General features: G+C 62.5%; 17 protein-coding genes. 6 read left to right on the top strand and 11 right to left on the bottom strand.

Annotation, left to right across the window (positions count from 1 at the left end; all coding sequences use genetic code 11):
- Window positions 1–549 (top strand): IS6 family transposase (locus Q0139_RS13430; protein ID WP_298022959.1); only part of this gene is annotated, 549 nt, incomplete at its 5' end.
- Window positions 550–597: 48 nt separating this feature from the next.
- Here Q0139_RS13430 and Q0139_RS13425 read toward each other — a convergent pair.
- Window positions 598–807, bottom strand: a complete 210-nt coding sequence (locus Q0139_RS13425; RefSeq protein WP_298022971.1) for a hypothetical protein — start codon at window positions 805–807, stop codon at window positions 598–600.
- On the bottom strand, window positions 804–1,910 hold the full coding sequence (locus Q0139_RS13420) for a TIGR03032 family protein (RefSeq protein WP_298022956.1): 1,107 nt from the start codon (window positions 1,908–1,910) through the stop codon (window positions 804–806). Before Q0139_RS13420 ends, Q0139_RS13425 begins: the two co-directional genes overlap by 4 nt.
- 156 nt (window positions 1,911–2,066) lie before the next feature.
- Between Q0139_RS13420 and Q0139_RS13415 the strand changes: the two genes are divergently transcribed.
- On the top strand, window positions 2,067–2,519 hold the full coding sequence (locus Q0139_RS13415; RefSeq protein WP_298022953.1) for a VOC family protein: 453 nt from the start codon (window positions 2,067–2,069) through the stop codon (window positions 2,517–2,519).
- A gap of 11 nt (window positions 2,520–2,530) precedes the next feature.
- On the opposite strand, the gene Q0139_RS13410 is transcribed toward Q0139_RS13415, so the two are convergent.
- Genes Q0139_RS13410 through Q0139_RS13400 form a run of 3 tightly spaced genes read right to left on the bottom strand, consistent with a single transcriptional unit; the run spans window position 2,531 to window position 6,148 of the window.
- Window positions 2,531–3,823 carry a dihydrolipoamide acetyltransferase family protein gene (locus tag Q0139_RS13410; protein WP_298022950.1) on the bottom strand — a complete coding sequence of 431 codons (1,293 nt, stop codon included), beginning with the start codon at window positions 3,821–3,823 and terminating at the stop codon, window positions 2,531–2,533.
- Complete coding sequence (locus Q0139_RS13405; protein ID WP_298022947.1) at window positions 3,810–4,865, bottom strand: alpha-ketoacid dehydrogenase subunit beta; 1,056 nt, start codon at window positions 4,863–4,865, stop codon at window positions 3,810–3,812. Before Q0139_RS13405 ends, Q0139_RS13410 begins: the two co-directional genes overlap by 14 nt.
- Window positions 4,862–6,148, bottom strand: a complete 1,287-nt coding sequence (locus tag Q0139_RS13400) for a 3-methyl-2-oxobutanoate dehydrogenase (2-methylpropanoyl-transferring) subunit alpha (protein WP_298022944.1) — start codon at window positions 6,146–6,148, stop codon at window positions 4,862–4,864. The genes Q0139_RS13405 and Q0139_RS13400 overlap by 4 nt, the downstream gene beginning before the upstream one ends.
- A gap of 138 nt (window positions 6,149–6,286) precedes the next feature.
- Here Q0139_RS13400 and Q0139_RS13395 point away from each other — a divergent pair, with 138 nt between their 5' ends.
- Window positions 6,287–7,042, top strand: coding sequence for an META domain-containing protein (locus tag Q0139_RS13395; RefSeq protein ID WP_298022941.1), 756 nt, complete (start codon window positions 6,287–6,289; stop codon window positions 7,040–7,042).
- A gap of 56 nt (window positions 7,043–7,098) precedes the next feature.
- On the opposite strand, the gene Q0139_RS13390 is transcribed toward Q0139_RS13395, so the two are convergent.
- A complete protein-coding gene (locus Q0139_RS13390; RefSeq protein WP_298022936.1) occupies window positions 7,099–9,270 on the bottom strand; it encodes a M3 family metallopeptidase in 2,172 nt (723 codons plus the stop codon).
- 213 nt (window positions 9,271–9,483) lie between these two features.
- On the opposite strand from Q0139_RS13390, the gene Q0139_RS13385 reads away from it, so the two are divergent.
- Both Q0139_RS13385 and Q0139_RS13380 read left to right on the top strand, forming a co-directional pair.
- On the top strand, window positions 9,484–11,823 hold the full coding sequence (locus Q0139_RS13385; RefSeq protein ID WP_298022933.1) for a bifunctional diguanylate cyclase/phosphodiesterase: 2,340 nt from the start codon (window positions 9,484–9,486) through the stop codon (window positions 11,821–11,823).
- Window positions 11,823–13,790: an EAL domain-containing protein gene (locus Q0139_RS13380; protein ID WP_298022930.1), complete on the top strand. Its 1,968-nt coding sequence runs from the start codon at window positions 11,823–11,825 to the stop codon at window positions 13,788–13,790. The genes Q0139_RS13385 and Q0139_RS13380 overlap by 1 nt, the downstream gene beginning before the upstream one ends.
- On the opposite strand, the gene Q0139_RS13375 is transcribed toward Q0139_RS13380, so the two are convergent.
- The 5 genes from Q0139_RS13375 to Q0139_RS13355 all read right to left on the bottom strand — a co-directional run bounded on the left by Q0139_RS13375 (window position 13,777) and on the right by Q0139_RS13355 (window position 18,341).
- Window positions 13,777–14,724 carry a crotonase/enoyl-CoA hydratase family protein gene (locus Q0139_RS13375; protein WP_298022927.1) on the bottom strand — a complete coding sequence of 316 codons (948 nt, stop codon included), beginning with the start codon at window positions 14,722–14,724 and terminating at the stop codon, window positions 13,777–13,779. The genes Q0139_RS13380 and Q0139_RS13375 overlap by 14 nt on opposite strands.
- A gap of 403 nt (window positions 14,725–15,127) precedes the next feature.
- Complete coding sequence (locus Q0139_RS13370) at window positions 15,128–15,526, bottom strand: TadE/TadG family type IV pilus assembly protein (RefSeq protein ID WP_298022925.1); 399 nt, start codon at window positions 15,524–15,526, stop codon at window positions 15,128–15,130.
- Window positions 15,523–15,999: a TadE/TadG family type IV pilus assembly protein gene (locus Q0139_RS13365; protein WP_298022922.1), complete on the bottom strand. Its 477-nt coding sequence runs from the start codon at window positions 15,997–15,999 to the stop codon at window positions 15,523–15,525. The genes Q0139_RS13370 and Q0139_RS13365 overlap by 4 nt, the downstream gene beginning before the upstream one ends.
- Window positions 16,000–16,003: 4 nt before the next feature.
- Window positions 16,004–17,248 carry a pilus assembly protein TadG-related protein gene (locus Q0139_RS13360; protein WP_298022919.1) on the bottom strand — a complete coding sequence of 415 codons (1,245 nt, stop codon included), beginning with the start codon at window positions 17,246–17,248 and terminating at the stop codon, window positions 16,004–16,006.
- A 232-nt stretch (window positions 17,249–17,480) separates the two neighbouring features.
- On the bottom strand, window positions 17,481–18,341 hold the full coding sequence (locus tag Q0139_RS13355) for a TauD/TfdA family dioxygenase (RefSeq protein ID WP_298022916.1): 861 nt from the start codon (window positions 18,339–18,341) through the stop codon (window positions 17,481–17,483).
- Window positions 18,342–18,400: 59 nt separating this feature from the next.
- On the opposite strand from Q0139_RS13355, the gene Q0139_RS13350 reads away from it, so the two are divergent.
- Window positions 18,401–19,087 carry a Crp/Fnr family transcriptional regulator gene (locus Q0139_RS13350; protein WP_298022913.1) on the top strand — a complete coding sequence of 229 codons (687 nt, stop codon included), beginning with the start codon at window positions 18,401–18,403 and terminating at the stop codon, window positions 19,085–19,087.
- The last annotated feature ends 11 nt before the right edge of the window (window positions 19,088–19,098 follow it).

The raw sequence follows: 19,098 nt of genomic DNA, 5'->3' as shown, positions 1-19,098 counted from the left end.
TGGTGGAACCGCTTCGGTCCGCTGTTCGCAGCCGATATCAGAAGGCAGCGGGTTTCTCGAATGAAAGGCTTCCGCCAGTGGCGCTGGCATCTCGACGAGATGTACGTGAAGCTCAATGGCGAGATGGTCTATCTGTGGCGCGCGGTCGACCAGGAGGGCGAGGTCCTCGAGAGCCTCGTCTCGAAAACGAGGGACAAGAAGGCGGCGCTGACCTTCATGAAGAAGGCGCTCAAACGCCACGGACAGCCCGAGGCTATCACGACCGACGGGCTTCGCTCCTACAAGGCCGCAATGACCGACCTCGGCAACAGCGACAAACAGGAGATCGGCCGCTGGGCGAACAACAGGGTTGAGAACTCGCACCTTCCCTTCCGAAGACGCGAACGAGCGATGCTGAGGTTCAGGCAGATGAAGTCGCTACAGAAGTTCGCCTCGGTCCACGCCAACGTCCACAACCACTTTAACGCCCAGCGCCATCTCCTCGACCGACAAACTTACAAGACCTACCGCTCGGCCGCCCTGGCCGAGTGGCAATCACTCATCGCTTGAAGCACCCACCATCCAGGCACAGGTGCGCCAATCGGAGACGAGTTGCGGTTAGACTGACAGCACCAGTACGAGCGTGCCCGCAATGGTCACCAGCCAGCCCAGCACGGCATTCCAGCCAAAGGGCGCGAGACTGGCGGGCAGCAGGAAGACGCCCGAGCCGATCATGTTTCCCATGACGAGCGCGGTCGCGGCCGCAAGACCGAGCCGGCGCCCGGCCGGTCCGCCCGCCGGACGAAGCTTGCCGTCCCCCGATATCAAGCTGCGTTGTCCGCAGCCGAAGCCGTGTCATCAAGGCTGGCCGGAAAGCTATGCGTGTTGCGGATTTCGACTGTGTCGGGCCCGATCGACATCGGGCAACGTACGCCCGGCATGGCCGCGACATCGAACAGCTCTACGATATGGCCGTCCAGCCTGATCCATTCGACGATGTCGCCCTTTTCGAGATCGACCATCAACACGCCGCACCAATGGTCGCTGTCGCGCCTTTCCAGTTCGCCATCGAGCGCCAGTCCGCTAAAACTGCCGTCGCGCGGCTTCGATATTGTCACCATCGCGTGGCCGTTATGGATCGAAAGGCCGCGCAGGAAGCCGGGACAAAAGGCGATATCGGTGCGCGCACCGCCTTCCGGGTCGATCCGGATCAACTGCCCGCGCCCTGAATCGAGGGCATAGACCTGCCCGCCATGAACCCGCGGGCTGTGCGGCATCGAAAGCCGATCGGTCACGATCCGCCCGGTCTCGACCTCGATCAGCACCCCGCCTTCGTCGCGCCGTTCGCGCCAGCCATTGGCCGTGTCGGAGCAGCTGACGGCGGTGACGAAACGAGGCTTGCCGGCATCCATCGCGAGACCGTTCAGATGGCACCGGTCCTCGCCGACGATCTTCGAAATGAAAGGCGGTTTCCAGATCGGCTTGAAACTGTGGACCAGATCGAGCTGCGCCAGACAGTTATATTTCGTGTTCACGAACACCACATGCCCGCCCTCGAGAATCCCGACCTCGTGCACGTCGACATCGCCGACCGTCTGAGCGTTGCGCGGCACCAGCACCATATCGAACCGGTTGTTGCCGAGCTGGCCGGGCTGCAGCATGTTTTCCAGCCGCCAGATCTGGAACCGGCTGCCGAGATACAGGCGGCCCGGTTGATAGCTAACCCCCATGGCGCGCTGGAAATTCTGCTGGTTGAACGAAAGCCTCCCCTCCGGCGTGACGCCGACGAGGAAGAGCTGCCCCGTCTGGTAGGAGGTAAAGGCCAGGCCCGCCTTGTTCGAGAGCAGCCAGTCGGCCATCCCGCCCGAGACCGACAATTTCGTGTCCGCCGCGTCTTGGGCCGGCTTGGGCGGTGGCGTCTTTTCGCTCATGACATGGTCCTGCCGCGCCTACGGATATCACGTCAACCTGCACGGGACGGCACGTTCACGGGCGCGCCGGCCCTTTTTCATCCCGACAATCGGCGCGATTGCTGCAAAGGCCTTCTCTGCTATTCTGTCCCCTGAGGGACGGACGAGGAGGGCGGAATGATCGGACGGGTTATGGCGGCACTGGCGATTACGGCCTTGGCATCGCCGCTGGCCGCGCAAGAGGTGGCGGCAGAACGGCAGGCGGTCGCCGGTATCGGCGGCTTCTTCTTCCGCGCCGAAGACCCGGCGATGCTGGCCGCCTGGTATGAGGCGCATCTCGGCATCACACGGACGCCCGAAACCTATGAGGAAGAGCCGTGGATGCAGGAGGCCGGGCCGACCGTCTTCGGCGTGTTCTCGGCGAACACCGGCTATTTCGGCGACCCGGGCCAGCAATGGATGCTCAACCTGCGCGTCGACGATCTCGACGCGATGGTCGCCCAGCTCCGCGCCGCCGATATCGAAGTCGAGGTCGATCCCGAAACCTACCCCAACGGCCGCTTCGCGCGTTTGAGCGATCCCGAAGGCAATCCGATCCAGCTATGGGAGCCAGCTGTGCTGGGGGAATAGGGCTACCGGCGCTACTCCGCCAAAATCAACACCGGCGTCTCCAGCACCTTTTTGAGCGCCTGGACGTAGCTTGCGGCATCATAGCCGTCGACGACGCGGTGGTCGCAGCTGATCGACAGGTTCATCTGCTTGGCGATGACGAGTTCGCCGTCGGCGATCGCCGGGCGTTCGACGATCTTGTTCGGGCCGATGATGGCGACCTCGGGCCGGTTGATGACGGGCGTCGTGGCAATGCCGCCGAGCGGGCCCAGTGACGTGATCGTCAGCGTGCCGCCGGACAGCTCTTCCGACTTCGCCTTGCCGGTGCGCGCCGCCTCGGCGAGCCGGTTGATCTCGTTGGCGAGCTGCCAGACATTCTTGTCCTGCGCGTCGCGGATCACGGGGACGATCAGGCCGGTATCGGTCTGCGTCGCCATGCCGAGATGCACCGCGCCGTGCCGCGTCACCACGCCGCCCTCATCGTCATAGGTGGCATTGATCATGGGAAAGTCGGGCAGCGTCTTGCAGATCGCCGCGATGATGAAGGGAAGCACCGTCAGCTTGGGCCGGTCGCCTCGATCCGCGTTGAGATCGCCGCGCATGTCTTCGAGCTCGGTAACGTCGATTTCTTCGACATAGGTGAAGTGCGGGATGTGGCGCTTGGACGCGGCCATATTCTCCGCGATCCGGCGGCGGAGGCCGATGACCTTGACCGTCTCGTCCTCGCGTTTCGCCGAACGACCGGGCGCATGATAGCCGGCATTGTAAGTCAGATACTGGTCGAGATCCGAATGACGGACGCGGTCGCCATGCGGCGTCACATCGGCAAGGTCGATGCCGAGGTCGGCGGCGCGCTTGCGCACGGCCGGCGAGGCGAGGACCTTGTGGTCCGCCTTGGCTTCCTGCGCCGGCTGCGGCGTGGGTTCGGCGGCCGGCTCAGGCGCGGGTTCGGGCTCGTCCGACTGCTCTTCGGACTGCGCCTTCACCGATTCCACCACCTTTTCCTCGGCCTTCTCGCGCGCCCGTTCCTCGGACAGGCGAGCGGCGGCGGCGGACGGTTCTTCCTCCTCCTCGTCGGGAATTTCGTCGGTCTCGATCACCGCCAGCACCGATCCGATGGCGAGCATGTCGCCCTCTTCGCCGTTCAGCTCGACGATCTTGCCGGCAACCGGGCTTTCCATCTCGACCGTGGCCTTGTCGGTCATCATGTCGGCGATGCCCTGATCCTCTTCGACCTCGTCGCCGACCTTAACGTGCCAGGCGACGATTTCGGCCTCGGCGATGCCTTCGCCGATATCGGGGAGCTTGAACTTAAACTTGGCCACTGACGTCCTCCATGACGCGTTCGAGGGCGAGGCGGGTGCGCACGGGGCCGGGGAAATAGGCCCATTCGAGGCTGTGCGGATAGGGCGTGTCGTAACCCGTCACGCGCTGCACCGGCGCTTCGAGATGATAGAAACAGCGTTCCTGCACCAGCGCCGCGAGTTCGGCGCCGAAGCCCGATGTCCGCGTCGCCTCGTGCATGATGACGCAGCGCCCGGTCTTCTTCACCGAATTCTCGATCGCCTCGATATCGAGCGGCAGCAATGTCCGCAGATCGATGACATCGGCATCGACGCCCAGTTCCTCGACGGCGCGCAGGGCGACATGCACCATGGTGCCGTAGACGAGCAGCGTCACGTCATTGCCTTCGCGCAGCGTGTTCGCCTTGCCGAGCGGGATAACATAATGCTCGTCGGGCACTGCGCTGGCGGGGTGCTTCGACCAGGGCTGGACGGGCTCGTCATAATGGCCGTCGAACGGGCCGTTATAGATGCGCTTGGGCTCGAAGAAGACGACCGGATCGGGGTCCTCGATCGCGGCGATCAGCAGGCCCTTGGCGTCGTATGGCGTCGAGGGGATCACCGTCTTGATGCCGCAGATATGGGTGAAGATACTTTCGGGCGACTGGCTGTGCGTCTGCCCGCCGAAAATCCCGCCGCCAAAGGGCGAGCGGATCACCATCGGCACGGTGAACTCGCCGGCCGAGCGATAGCGCAGCCGTGCCGCTTCGGACACGATCTGGTCGAGGCCGGGATAGATATAATCGGCAAACTGGATTTCGGCGACGGGCCGCAGGCCATAGGTCGCCATGCCGACCGCCACGCCGATAATGCCGCATTCGTTGATCGGCGTGTCGAAGGCGCGGGTCTTGCCGTATTTTTCCTGCAGCCCGGCGGTGGCGCGGAAAACCCCGCCATAATATCCGACATCCTCGCCGAACACGCAGACATTCGGATCGCGATCCATCGCCACATCCATGGCGCTGTTGATCGCCTGGATCATGTTTTTGGGTTTGGTTTCCTGGGGCTTGTTTTCCTCGCTCATCGCGTCTTCGCCACATTGTTGGCCGCGCGGTTTTCGGCGAGCATCTCTTCTTCCTGTTCGCGCAGGTGCCAAGGCATTTCCTCGAATACTTCTTCGAACATGGTTTCGAGCGGGTGGTGCAGGCCGTGGCCGAGAATGCCATTCTTCTCCGCCTGTTTCGCCGCCGTTTTGACCTGTTCGGCAACCTCCTGGTCCATCGCTTCCTGCTTTTCCTCGGTCCATTCGCCAAGGCCGATCAGGTGGTTCTTGAGCCGCGCGATCGGATCGCCGAGCGGCCATTCGGCGGCCTCGTCGGCGGAGCGGTATTGCGAGGGATCGTCCGAGGTCGAATGACCTTCGGCGCGATAGGTGAAATGCTCGATCAGCGTCGGGCCGTTATTCGTGCGCGCGCGCTCGGCCGCCCATTGCGTCGCCGCATAGACGGCGAGCGCGTCGTTGCCATCGACGCGCAGACCGGCGATGCCATAGCCGACGGCGCGCGCGGCAAAGGTCGTCTGCTCGGCGCCGGCAAAGCCGCTGAACGAGCTGATCGCCCATTGGTTGTTGACGACGTTCATGATGACGGGCGCCTTGTAGACGGCGGCGAAGGTGCAGGCCGAATGGAAGTCGCCCTCGGCGCTCGACCCTTCACCGGTCCAGGTCGCCGCGATCCGCGTGTCGCCCTTGGCCGCTGACGCCATCGCCCAACCCACGGCCTGCGGGAATTGCGTCGCGAGATTGCCCGAGATCGAGAAGAAGGCGCCCTGCTTGGTCGAATACATGATCGGAAGCTGGCGGCCCTTCAGCCGGTCCTTCTTGTTCGAATAGACCTGGTTCATCATGTCGACGAGCGACCAGTCGCGCGCGATCAGGATTCCCTGCTGGCGGTAGCTGGGGAAAGTCATGTCGTCGCGGTCGAGCGCGAAGGTTGCGGCGATCGCGACCGCCTCCTCGCCCGTGCACTTCATGTAGAAGCTCGTCTTGCCCTGCCGCTGGGCACGGAACATGCGCTGGTCGTACGCCCGGGTCAGCGCCATCGCGCGCAGCATCTTCCGGAGCGTATCGGCGTCGAGCTTGGGATCCCAGGGCCCGACCGCCTTGTGGTCGTCGTCGAGCACACGGACGAGACCATAGGCATGGCCGCGCATGGCGTCATGCGGTGCGGCGGTGTCGGGGCGCGGCGTCTCTCCCGCGGGCGGGACTTCGATGTCCGAAAAATCCGCTTCGTCCCCGGGCCGGAATTTGGGCTCGGGAATGTGCAATTGGAGCGGCGGAAGATTCCGGCGCGGTTCGTCGGCTGCCATGCAGTCCCTCTTCTCTGCCCCGTCAGGCGCCGGGGCGAATCGTTGGTCGCGACGCTTATAATATAATTACACGAGACCGCGATAGGTTCCTGCGGCAGCAAGGATGACGCGGTCGCCCTTTTGCGGTATCGGAAGCCCATGAAACACGCATTTGCCGCCATCATCGCCGCCTCGCTCCTCACCCTGCCCGCAACCGCTTCGGCCGATCATCATGACGAGGCGACCGAAGCAGCGCCCGACCGCTGGGACGGATTCAGCGCAAGAGGCAACGAACCCTTCTGGTCCGCTACCATTAGCGCCGACACCATCGAATTCGAACATCTGGGCGTCTTCACCGCGACGGCGGCACGCGAAAGCGAACGGCCGGTGCGTGACGGCACGTTGCTGACGGGTCCGATATCGGCGGTCGGAGGCGACGTGCCGCCGCAAAACGCGCAAGGCCGCGCGCTGATGATGCTGGTCGAGGACCGGCATTGCAGCGACTCGATGGCGGGCCTGCCTTTTCCGAAGACGGTGCGGATCATTCTCGCCGACAGCTATTTCGAAGGCTGCGGCGGCACTACCGAGGAAGTGATGCGCGACGGCGAATTCACGGTCGCGAACATCGGCGGCGAAGCCGTTCCCGAAGGTGTCGAGCAGTCGATCCGCTTCGACGGCGAAGGCGGGATTTTCGGCGTCGGCGGCTGCAACCGCTATCGCGGCAGCTACGAGCTGTCCGATGGCCTGACCATCGGTGCCGTTTCGAGCACCCGCATGGCGTGCCCCGGCCCGAGAATGCAATGGGAATCGCGTCTGTTCGACGCGTTCCGGCAAACCATCAGCTTCGAAATCGCCGAAGATGGCACGCTGACGCTGTTCTCCGAAAGCGGCCCGCTGCTCACCGCGACACGCTAGCGCCTAACAAAAAGGGCGAGCCGAGGCCCGCCCTTCTTCCTGTCGATCCGACGCGATCAGTCGGTCGTGTCGCCTTCCGCCGGCACCGGGAAGCCGCGCTTCCTCAGCAGCGCATCGACGTCCGGGTCGCGACCGCGGAACTGGCGATAGGCCTCGGCTCGGTCGGTCTCGTTGCCGGTCGACAGCAGATATTCGCGGAAGCGGTCGGCCACTTCGCGGTTCCACACATCGCCGGTTTCCTCGAACGCTTCCCAAGTGTCGGCGTCCATCGTTTCCGACCAGAGATAGCTATAATAGCCGGCCGAATAGGCGTCCGACGAGAAGAGGTGATTGAACTGCGGCAGCCGGTGCCGCATCACGATCTCCTCGGGCATTCCGATTTCGGCCAGCGTCTCGCGCTCGAACGCATCGACATCGGTTACCGGCTCGGTGCGATTGTGCAGCCGCATGTCGACGATCGCGCTCGACAGATATTCGACCGTGGCGAAGCCTTCGTTGAAGGTGCTCGATTCCTCGATCCGGTCGACGAGTGCCTGCGGCATCGGTTCACCGGTCTCATAGTGCGTGGCAAAACGATCGAGGATCGCCCGCGTCAGCAACCAGTTCTCGTTCACCTGACTCGGATATTCGACGAAGTCGCGCGGCGTACCCGACAGGCCCGGATAATAGACGTCCTGCAACAGGTAATGGATGCCATGGCCGAATTCGTGGAACAGCGTGCTCGCATCGTCGAGGCTGATCAGTGCTACTTCGCCCGCGGCCGGCTCGGTGAAATTGTTGTTGTTCGAGGCAAGGACGTTCTGCTCGCCGCCCAGCGTCTGCTGGCTGCGATAGGTCGTCATCCAGGCGCCCGAGCGCTTGCCCGTACGTGCGTAGTTGTCGAGATAGAATAGCCCGACATTGGATCCGTCGCGGCTGTCCGTCACGACGAAGGTACGCACATCCTCCTGGAAGACGGGGACGTCACCCGTGTTTTCCGTAAACTCGAGATCGTAGAGCTGGCCCGCAGCCCAGAACATCGCCTCGATCATGTTTTCCAGCTGGAAATAAGGCGTGATCTCGCTCTCGTCGATCGAATAGCGATCCTGACGCACCTTTTCGGCATAGAAGCGATAGTCCCAGGGCTCGATCGTGATGCCCGCGCCCTCGCGATCGGCGATCGCCTGCATGTCGGCGACCTCCTGCTCGACGCGGGCGACCGCTGCCGGCCAGACCCGCATCATCAGGTCTTCGGCATTTTCCGGCGTCTGGGCCATGGTGTCGGCCATCCGCCAATGGGCGTGCGTTTCGAAGCCGAGCAGCGCGGCGCGTTCGGCGCGAAGCTGCAGGATCTGCGCGATCGTGGCGTTGGTGTCGTTTTCATCGCCATTATCGCCACGATTGATGTACGCGTTATAGACCTGTTCGCGCAGGTCGCGCCGCGTCGAATTCTGCAGGAAAGGCTGCATATAGGAGCGCGTGTTGACGACGGCCCAGCCCTCGACCTCGCGTTCCTCCGCCGCGCCGCGCAGCGTGCTGACGAAGCTGTCAGGAAGTCCCGCCAGATCGTCTTCGCTGTCGAGCAGGATATAGGTCTCTTCATCGGCGAGCACCTTGTTGCTGAACTCGCTGTAAAGACTCGCCAATTCCTGGGTGATCTCGCTCAGTCGTTCGCGATCCTCGCCTTCGAGCAGCGCACCGTTGCGCTGTAGCTGCTCATAGTCGCGCGTGGCCAGACGGCGCTGCTCGTCGGTCAGGTCGCTCTCATCGAGATTCTCGTAAACGGTGCGATAACGCTCGATCAATTCGGGCTGAAGATAGAGTTGCTGGTAGAAGGCGGCGAGCCGGGGTGCCCATTCTGCCTGAACAGCGCGATATTCGTCGTTGCTGATATTGCTGACGGCGACGCCGAACATCGCCTGGACGCGGCCCATCGTTTCACCGATCAATTCCATCGGCCGGTTAGTGTTGTCGAACGTCGCCGGCTCGGGATTGTCGATCACCGCCTGCACCTCGGCACGCATCTCTTCCATCGCCGCCTCGAACGCGCCGGGGAAATATTCGGGCGCCATCTGGTCCCAGGGCGGAACGCCCTCAAAGGGTCCGGTCCACTCGGCAAGCAGCGGATTTGTCTCGGCGCTCGTCATTTCGCCATTCGTCGTCATCTCGGCCTCCTGCGCATTCACGGCCGCAGGCATCGACAGCGACATGGCAAGTCCGCTCGCCGCGGTGAAAAGGACACGTTTCATGAAAGGGCTCTCCCAAAAATATGATTGTATCGCGGCTATTTGCGCGATCGCCATGAGGTCAATCTAGTGACTGCACGCATTTTCGCAATCGGCGCTGAACGGCGCTTGAATCGTTCTTAACAAGTGGTTCAGCGCAAAGGCGATTTTAACCAAGCGTCAAAGCATTGTGCCTATCAGGCTCTTTGAACGGACGCGTCTGAAGCAAAGGGTCATATGCCGACACTGCCCAAATCGGCCGGAAATCTGCGAGGGCGTCGTGACAACGACGTGCGCGCGCCTGCGCATCGCATCGAGGAACGGCATGCACCCGTCGGCGAGGTCCGCACGGCGCAGCTCAACATTCTGGCCGGTTTTTCACTCTATTCGGGCGCCACTCAGGTCGTCTGCGCCGCCGTCTTCGTCCTCCTCGCCTGGCCGATCATGCCGATGCCGGCGCTGCTGAGCTGGCTCGCGCTCGTCATCGGGGCGACCTACATGTCCGTCCGCTGGCTCGCCAACACGACGCAGATCCGCCGCGATGACGAACAACCCGCCTCCAAGATTCAGCTGGCGGTTCTGGACAATTTCCTGCGCGCGGCGATCTGGATCTCGATGCCCGTTTACGCGACGCTAAACGGGGTACCGGTCAGCCTGACCCTGGCCGGTGGACTGATCGTCGTGGTGATGATCGTCAGCGGCATTTCCGTCGCCGTCATCCCCGCAGCGGTGATCGCATGGATCACCGTGCTCACCGGCGGCTTCGGCTTCGCGATCTGGATGACGGCCGAAAGCGCCGTCTATGTCGAAACCGCAGTTCTTGGCGCTGTCGCCGCGACCAGTCTTGCCGGCTTTCTCCTGCTCGCGCGATTCTGGCATCGGCAAATCCACCGCACCGCCGTGTTGGCCGCAAAGCGCGCCGATATCGGATCGCTGCTGCAGGAATATGAAGACCGGGGCGCCGGCTGGCTGTGGCAGGTCGATGCCCAGTTCCAACTGACCTACGTCTCGCCGCGCATGGGCGAATTGATGGGTCAGGGCACCTATCAGCTGCTTGGCCATTCGCTGCCACAGATCCTGGACGATCCCGAGAAGCTGGGCCAGATTCTGTCGCGCAAGAAGCGGTTCGACAAATATGAAATGAAGATCGAAGGCCAGAAGGTCGTCCGCTGGGTCACGCTCTCGGGCAGCCCGATCACCGACAAGGACGGCGAGTTCGCCGGTTTCCGCGGCGTCGGGCTCGATATCACCGAATCCAAGAGCTCGCACCAGCGCTTGCAGCGGCTGGCCAATATGGACGTTCTGACCGGCCTGCCGAACCGCGCTCATGTCCGGACGATCCTCGGCGAAGCGCTGGAGCGCGGCAAGGCGAACAGCGTTCCCTGCGCAATCCTGTTTCTCGACCTCGACGGTTTCAAGCCGGTCAACGATACATTCGGTCATCCCAAGGGCGATGCGGTCCTCAAGACCGTTTCGCGCCGCCTGAAGGACGCGATCGGATCGAAGGCGACCGTCGGCCGCATCGGCGGCGACGAGTTCGCCGTGGTGGTCGAGGATGCTTCGAGCCGGCTGGGCATCGAAGACCTCGCCAACAGGCTCATACAGATCATCGGCCAGCCCTATGTCATCGACAATATCCAGATCCGGATCGGCCTGAGCATCGGTTGCGCCTTCGGCCCGATCGACGGCGTCAATGTCGACGATCTGGTCCGCAAGGCCGATCTCGCCCTCTATCATGCCAAGGCGCGCGGCCGGGGAACTTTTTGCAGCTTCGAACCCCAGATGCAGGTCGAGGCAGAGGATCGCGTCCGGCTCGAGCACGATATGCGCCAGGCCATCGGCAGCGACCAGTTCTCGCTGATGTATCAGCCGCTGGTGTCGTCACGCACGCAGAGGGTGGAAGGCTTCGAAGCCCTGCTGCGCTGGAACCACCCGACACGCGGCTTCGTCTCTCCGGCCAGCTTCATTCCGATCGCCGAGGAAAGCGGATTGATCGAGGAAATGGGCGAATGGGTGCTGAAACGCGCCTGCCTCGATGCCGCGAACTGGCCCGAGGATATCACCGTCGCCGTCAACGTATCGCCGCTGCAGCTCGTCGTCCCGGCCCTGCCCAATGCCGTTTCGAACGCGCTGAAACTGGCCCGGATCGCGCCGACCAAGCTCGAGGTCGAAGTAACCGAGTCGGTGTTCATGAGCAGCGCCGGCAATTCGCTCGACGTCCTCAAACGCCTGCGCGGCATCGGCGTCGGTATCGCGCTCGACGATTTCGGCACCGGCTATTCCTCGCTCGGCTATCTCAACAAGGCGGTCTTTCACAAATTGAAGATCGACCACAGCTTCGTGCGCGATGCTGCGACGCGCGACGAGACGGTGTCGATCATCAAGGCCATCGTGATGCTCGCCAACAGCTTCCGCCTCTCGATCACGGCGGAAGGCATCGAAACCGCCGAGGATTTCAACCGGATGCGCGACCTTGGCTGCGATCTCCTGCAAGGCTATCTGTTCGGCAAGCCCATGCCCTTCGAAAAGACGCTCGAGATCGTCGGCACGAAGTGGGAACACAGGCTGGTCGGCTGATGGCCCTGCTCGGCACCAAGATCCGGCATCTGGCGGCTTCGGAAGGGTCGCTGGCACGCGAGGTGCGCACGGCGCTCGTCGACACGCTCTTCGCCTCGCCCGCTTCGCTGATCATCGGCGCGCTGACCTGCAGCGCGGTCGCGGCTTCGGTCGCGCATATCACCGGCTCGCTCGCGATGTTCGCCTGTTCGATCGTGATTCATGTGGTCGGTGTGATGCGGATCGGCGTTGCGCTTGCCTATGCCAAGCTCGACGGCGGGCATAGCGATACCACCCGACGCCATTGGGAAACGCTGTACGAACTGGGTGCCTGGCTCTACGCCTCCTTGCTCGGCGCGTTGACCTTCATCACATTGCGGACGACGCAGGATCCGCTGGCCATCCTGATGGTGACGACCACGACGATCGGCTATGCGGCTGGCGTTGCGGCCCGCAATGCCGGGCGGCCGATGATCGCACTGGGCCAGCTTTGCCTTTCCATGCTGCCCATGTCGGCCGCACTGTTCGTAGAAGGCGGCACATTCGCGAACCTCTTTGCCGTGCTGCTGCTGCTCTTCGTGATCGGAATCATCGACATCAGCCTGCAGACCTATGAGGTCGTGTCCTCCGCACTCGAAACCAAGCAGGAACAGGTCGAGGTCGCCTCGCGCTTCGAGAAAATGGCCCGCAGCGACATGCTGACGGGTCTCGACAACAGGCTCGCGATGCAAATGCGTCTCGGCGAACTTGTGGACGGGCTGGAGGACGGCGAAGACAAGCTGGCCGTGATCTGGATGGACCTCGACAATTTCAAGGCGATCAACGACACGCTCGGCCATCTGGCCGGCGACAAGGTTCTGATCGTGACCGCGCAACGCGTGAAGGCGGTGATCAGCGAACGGGGTTGGCTCGCGCGCTTCGGTGGTGACGAATTCGTGATCATGGCGCCGGTTGCATCGATCGAAGCGGCCGAAGCGCTGGCCGAGGAAATCCTGGCGTCGATCTCCCAGCCGGTCAGCGTCAACGACAACGCGATCGAGGTTGCGGCATCACTGGGCGTCGCCGTCGCCCCGGATCACGGGCGCCAGAGCGACCTTATGCTCAAGAACGCCGATATCGCGCTCTATCACGCGAAGAATGGCGGCGGCCGCCGCCTGTGCTGTTTCGAACCGTTCATGCACGAGGATTTCCTTATGCACCGGCAGATCGAATCGGGGCTTCAGGAAGCCCTGCATCGCGACGAGTTCGAACTGCTCTTCCAGCCGATCGTCGACGCACAGACGGGCGAAACGCGCAGCTGCGAATCGTTGCTGCGATGGAGTCATCCCGAACTCGGCACGATCAGCCCCGCCGTTTTCATTCCGATCGCCGAAAGCGCCGGCCTGATCGGCGACATCACCCAATGGGTGCTTCGCAAGGCTTGCGAAGCGGCCGCGCAATGGCCCGAAGACGTGAACGTCTCGGTCAACATCTCGCCGGCGCTACTGAAACAGGCCAACCTGCCGATCACGATCATCGAAACGCTGGTGAACACCGGCATGGTCGCCCGCCGGCTTGAGCTCGAGATCACCGAATCGGTGCTCCTCGACAAGAGTCCGCAGACCAATTCGCTGTTGCGCCAGCTGCAGAAAATGGGCCTGCGGCTGTGCCTCGACGATTTCGGCACCGGCTTCTCTTCGCTCACCTATCTGCGCAGCTGGGATTTCGACACGATCAAGATCGACAAGTCGTTCATCAACAACATCGCCAGCAGCCCGACCGATCAAAAGATCATTCGCGCCGTCGTCAGCCTCGCGCGCTCGCTGGAGGTGAACACCGTCGCCGAGGGCGTGGAAACGAGCGAACAGCTCGAACGCGTTCGCGATGCCGGCTGCAACCGCATCCAGGGCTATTATTTCGCCAAGCCGATGACCGCCGACAAGGTGTTGGCCAAGCTGGCGGAAGAGCGCGGACCGCCCGCACCCGACAAGATCGTCAATCTACGCTGATGCTCTGAGACAATTTGGATTGCGCCGCGACCAGCCGCTCCATCAGCCGCAGATCCTTTTCCTGCAACTTGAGCGCCGTATCCGCCCAGATCTCGACGATCCGGTTGAGTTCGTCGAGCGAGACCGGCGACACTTCGCGACTGGCCTTGTAGACGGCGCAGCTGCCCGCATGCTTGCGGCTGTTGACGCGGATAAAGTCCTCGACGGCCGAGACCCCTTCGCCATCGTCGACGACCATGTCGACCAGCCCCATATCGTGCAACTCTTCGGCGCTATAGGTATTGCCGCTCAGGATCAGCCGCTCGGCACGCGCCTGTCCCAGTTGCCGGATCAGTAGCGCATGCGCGCCCATACCGGGAAACAGCCCGAAGGCGATTTCCGGCAGGCCGAATTTCGCACTGCGTTCGGCGATGATCACGTTGAAAGACAGCAGGGCCTCGAAGCCCCCGCCCAGCGCCTGCCCCTGCACCAGGCCGATCGTGACCATGGGCAGACCCAGCGAGTTCATGTTGCGATGAAGGATATTGACGCAGACCCGTCCGTAATCGACCAGCGACTGGCGATCGCTGTTGCGGATGAACTTGGCGAAAAGCCCCAGGTCTCCGCCGAAATTCCAGACGCCGGGAAAGCGCGATCCGAGCACGAGATATCGAAGATCGTGCGAGCCATTGCCGAAGAGCCGTGAAATCTCCGACTGCCAGGTTTCGAAATCGCGGAGCATGCCACGGTTGAAGCTGGGGCGCCCCTCGGGCGTCATGAAAGTCCAGAGCGTACCGGTCTTCTCCTCCCAATCGACGCTCAACTGGCCGAGATCGAAGAGTGGCGAAGGCGGAAAGGCGGGAGCGAGGCGGTCCTGAAGGCCCTCGTCGGAAGAAACGTCAGGGAACGCCTCGGTGACGCCTCCTCTCGCGTTTCCCAATCCCGACTGGTCCATAGCCCTGCTCCGGCAATTACTTAACGGGAACTAAACAGATCGTGCCAGATCAGGCAAATGCTAAATCTCGATAGAGCCAATTGTCTCGTTGCCGCACACATTGAGCACCGGAACGGCCAAAATGGTTAATTAAATATTTGTTGTGCGGCGGGATCACCGATTATTAACATCTGCGGCCCATTTCTCCGTCATGGCATCTAAATATCCCGATACGACAGTTTTCCGAGCGGTTGCGTATTTGCAACAACTTGACGGGAAACGCTTTCGCCTGACCGTCAGCCCGGATTGCGTAAAGTTTGTCGGCCGGTTCGCACAACTTGACGAGCTGCGCTGCGGCAACGGGGTCATCCGTTTCGAAACCTTCGCCGCGCCGCCCGTGGCCGGTTAGGCCGCATAATCCCCGTCAATGGGTATAGGCGCGACGCTGGTGCGTCAGCGTCACGTCCGGCCCTTCGAAGAATATCAACGTGGTAGGCGCGCTGTAGGACATGCTGATCTCGACATAATTGCGCCCACTGGCCGTTCCGCGATCGACGCTGACGTCGTGCACCCGCTCTGCATCGATGCCCAATTGCGAAGAGCGCGCATAGGCTTCGATCTGGGAATCACTCGGCGAAGGATAGATCGTCGCGTACCGGGCCGCCTGGCCGACCGCGTTGGAAAGGCTCGCCTGCGCCCAGAGCAGGTTCGAAACCTGGATGATGCCGAAAATCAGCACGATCAGCACGGGCAGGGTGAGCGTGGTTTCCACACCCACCGAACCGCGCCGGTCCCTGCCAAGGCGAGCGAGAATGGCCGTCACTGGATCCGAACCTGTGCATCGACCGTGATCGGCACGACGCCCTCATCGTTGACGCCGGCAAGCGTTCCGATCGGACCATAGGGAAAGGTCGGCACGAAATCGTCGGTCACTTCAACCGAAACATAGCGGGCGAAGGGCTCGTCGGGATCGCAGACATCGTAGAAGGTCTGTTGACGCACGCCATCGCATTCGAGCCATTGGTCGAAGGTCACCTGGCTCACGGGGACGCCGGCCGCGCTCGCGGCTTCGTCGTCGATCCGCGAAAAATCCGACCCGGCCGTCCCATAGGATGTCGCCATTTCGACCGCCCGCTGCGCCGACTGTTCCAGCTGATGCTTGCGCGCGACGCCGTTGGAGGCATCGACCACACCCATGAAGAGATAGGCGAGCAACGGGCCGACGAGCGCCAGCTCGATCACCGAGGCGCCTCGCGCGTCGTCGCGCAGCGAACGAAGAAACTGCCCGACGTCCATGGCGCTACTCGACCAGCCTGACGACGGTGCCGCGGAACGCCGAAGAACCGTTGGTCGGGCAGATATTGCTGATCGTGCTGTTGCCCGAGAAATTGACCCGCGATCCAACCAACTGAATACAATCGGTCGTCATGCCCGACGTGCCGTTGAACTCCAGAATCTGGCGCGGGAAGTAAAAGGCGCCCTGGAGAATCGAATCGCTGTTGCCGTTGATGCGATTGACCGTGTTCAGTTGCGCGCGGCGGTCCTGAAAAATCAGCACACCCTGATAGGTGCCGCTATCGGGTGCCGAAATGTTGATTTCCGCGCCGCCGTTCATGTCGAGCGTGGCAACCGAGGACGGATTGAAGTCGGCATTTTCACTGGTCAAGACGAATGTCACGCCGTCGCCGGTGACATGCGCCTGAGAGCCGAAAGACAACGATCCGCCATCAATATAGTACACACCCGGTTCGAGCGTTACCGTGCCCTTGAGGTCCATGCCGCGATAGCAGCCGGGCGAGATTGTGCGCGTTTGGCTCGGCTGGACCGTCAATTTGGGTGAGCAGCCGGAGACGTCGGGATCTTCCAAATGTGCAAAAGGATCCTCTTGCGGAATGGAATAGGGGAGCAGTGTAGTGGGCTGCTTGTAGGAATCGCTGGCCGGAATGCCGCCGACCGCACCCACCGGGGTCGAGCGGATCGTCGCCGAACCGCCGGCCGAAACCGCGGCGCCGGCCGCCGAGTTGGCGAACATGCCGCAGTTCAGATCGATGGTGGAATTGCCGGTGATCGTTACGCCGGTTTCGGTTCCTTGTTCGAGCGCGATCACGCAATAGTTGCCATTCGAGATCACCTGGGCGGTCGCACTGACCTCGATCAGCGGCGCCTGCGAGAGGAACATGGAGGAGAAGGGCAGGTTACGGCGCGTGCGTAGCACCACGCGAACCGAATTCGAGTTGCCCGAATAGCCACCGGCCGTGGGTGGCCATTCGACCACGGGCGTTTCGGTCAATGTCAGGCTGTTGGTTCGGCCGACACTGTCATTGGCGCTCGCCTCGGCATCGTGATCCTGTGCCAAGGCCATCGCACCCGCGAGCGCCGCGGAATCGGCGCTGCGCTGCAGCTGCCGCTTGTCGAGCGTCCATTGGATCGTATCGGTCGCAAGGCCGACCACGCCGATCAGAATCGGCATGGTCAGACTCGATATGATGAGTACGCTCCCCTTTTGATCGGAACGCAGCGATTTCCATCGGCTGAGCAGTGACACCGGCTTCCCCCTTGTCTTAGGGGAATTATCGACTTGACCCGGTTTACAGGCGGTATCGATTCTCCATTAACGATTTCCCGAAGTCGGCGCTTAGCTGCACGGCGAATCATCCACGACACCCTGAAAAGAATGAATTTCTTCGCCGAGGACATTTACCCAGAAGCGTTAACGATCTTCTAATGGGGAAATTAATTCTCGCATACAGGGACGAGTCGAAGCGCCGGACGACACCCTATTCCAATGCCTCCCCCGAAAGCGTGATGCGGTGCATCAGGCGGCGATGGCCGTGATAGTCGTTCATCGCATAGTGCCAGGTCGAGCGGTTATCCCAGATCGCGACGCTACCCGGCTGCCACTGCACCCGGCAATGGAATTCCTCACGTTCGGCAACTCCATAGAGATGCTTGAGCAGCGGGAGGCTTTCCTCGCGCGTCCAGCCTTCGAAATTGAGCGTGAAGCCCGGATTGACGTACAATATTTCGCGGCCCGTCTTCGGATGGCGGATCACGACGGGGTGGTTGGCGAGCGTGCGGATGTCGTGCCCCTTCAGATCCGCGCCCTGATCGGTCTGCGCGTAGAGGCCATCGGCCTTGTAGATATGATCTGCCGAGTGCACGGCGCGCAGCCCGCGCAACGTGTTTTTTAGCCCGTCCGAGAGCGAATCGAACACCGCGCCCATCGACGCGAACAGCGTGTCGCCACCCGCCGGGGGCGTCTCGCGCGCGATCAGGATCGATCCCATCGCCGGCACCTGGTCGTAGCTGTGATCGGTGTGCCAGCCGCCGCCGATATTGGTCTTCTGATTTTCCGATTTCCGCACCTCGGCGATTTCGGGATAGCCGCCATTGGCCGGGAAATAGGCGTTGACGTCGATCCCGCCCCAGCACCGGGCGAAGGCGATATGTTCCTCTTCGGTCAGCTGCTGGCCGGGAACATAGACGACGCCGCGTTCGAATACCGCCTGCCGGATCGCGGCGAAATCGCCATCGTCCAGATGACGCAGGTCGACGCCCTCTATCCTCGTCCCGATATGCTCGCTCATCGGCGTGAGCGTCATTGCGTGTTCGATCGCGGCGGTCGCCATGGTCTGCATTCTCTTCCCTCTTATCCGCCTTGTCATAAGCGATTCGCGATCGTTAGAATGTAACGATCGTGACAAATATCGACGCCATCCTTTCCATACTGGGCCGGAACCGCTGGTTCGGCGGACTGCCCGAACGCCTGGGGCGCCGGATCGTCGGCGCAGGCACGGTCGTGACGCTCGAACCCGGTCAATGGGTGCACAGTCAGGGCGATCCCGAAGCCGGGCTGGAGGCTGTCATCGAAGGCGCGCTGCGGCTCGAGGTTGCGCTCGATGCGGATCGGGATGTGCTGATCGGCTTTGCGCGGCGCGGCTCGATCATCGGACAGACGCGGCGGACGGGCGGCGGACCGCGCATCCTGACGACGCGCGCCAACTATGCCGCGCGCGTCCTTGTCATCGGCGAGCCCGCGCTGGAACGGATCGCTGCCGATGAACCCGATCTGTGGCGGGCCGTGAGCGGCCTCGTCTACGAACAGCTGACAACGGTGACGCGGATCGCGGCGCAGACGCTCGCCCTGCCGCCGCGCCAGCGCGTCGCCGCCCGGATCGGGCAGCTCGCCGAGAACGGGCGGCTGCGGATCAGGCAGGAGGACCTTGCCGAAATGACCGGACTCTCGCGAAAATCGGTCAACGGCCATTTGGCGGCACTGGAGGCAGCCGGGCTGATCACGAGGCACTATGCGGAGATTGCGATCGCGAACCAGACGGCGCTGCACATGCTTTCCGATTTGCCACCGGCCCGGACACCGCGATAGAGCCGGGGCTG

Origin of the sequence: uncultured Parasphingopyxis sp. (assembly GCF_937129435.1) — a bacterium.
Classification (GTDB): Bacteria; Pseudomonadota; Alphaproteobacteria; order Sphingomonadales; family Sphingomonadaceae; genus Parasphingopyxis.
Note: the sequence above shows the minus strand (reverse complement) of the source record. Positions and strands in the feature narration are given on the sequence as shown.

Bases quoted from the DNA above. Each gene is read 5' to 3' on its own strand.
- Q0139_RS13420 (WP_298022956.1), bottom strand. From the start codon at position 1,910: ATGAGCGAAAAGACGCCACCGCCCAAGCCGGCCCAAGACGCGGCGGAC.
- Q0139_RS13415 (WP_298022953.1), top strand. From the start codon at position 2,067: ATGATCGGACGGGTTATGGCGGCACTGGCGATTACGGCCTTGGCATCG.
- Q0139_RS13405 (WP_298022947.1), bottom strand. From the start codon at position 4,865: ATGAGCGAGGAAAACAAGCCCCAGGAAACCAAACCCAAAAACATGATC.
- Q0139_RS13400 (WP_298022944.1), bottom strand. From the start codon at position 6,148: ATGGCAGCCGACGAACCGCGCCGGAATCTTCCGCCGCTCCAATTGCAC.
- Q0139_RS13395 (WP_298022941.1), top strand. From the start codon at position 6,287: ATGAAACACGCATTTGCCGCCATCATCGCCGCCTCGCTCCTCACCCTG.
- Q0139_RS13390 (WP_298022936.1), bottom strand. From the start codon at position 9,270: ATGAAACGTGTCCTTTTCACCGCGGCGAGCGGACTTGCCATGTCGCTG.
- Q0139_RS13385 (WP_298022933.1), top strand. From the start codon at position 9,484: ATGCCGACACTGCCCAAATCGGCCGGAAATCTGCGAGGGCGTCGTGAC.
- Q0139_RS13380 (WP_298022930.1), top strand. From the start codon at position 11,823: ATGGCCCTGCTCGGCACCAAGATCCGGCATCTGGCGGCTTCGGAAGGG.
- Q0139_RS13375 (WP_298022927.1), bottom strand. From the start codon at position 14,724: ATGGACCAGTCGGGATTGGGAAACGCGAGAGGAGGCGTCACCGAGGCG.
- Q0139_RS13365 (WP_298022922.1), bottom strand. From the start codon at position 15,999: ATGGACGTCGGGCAGTTTCTTCGTTCGCTGCGCGACGACGCGCGAGGC.
- Q0139_RS13355 (WP_298022916.1), bottom strand. From the start codon at position 18,341: ATGCAGACCATGGCGACCGCCGCGATCGAACACGCAATGACGCTCACG.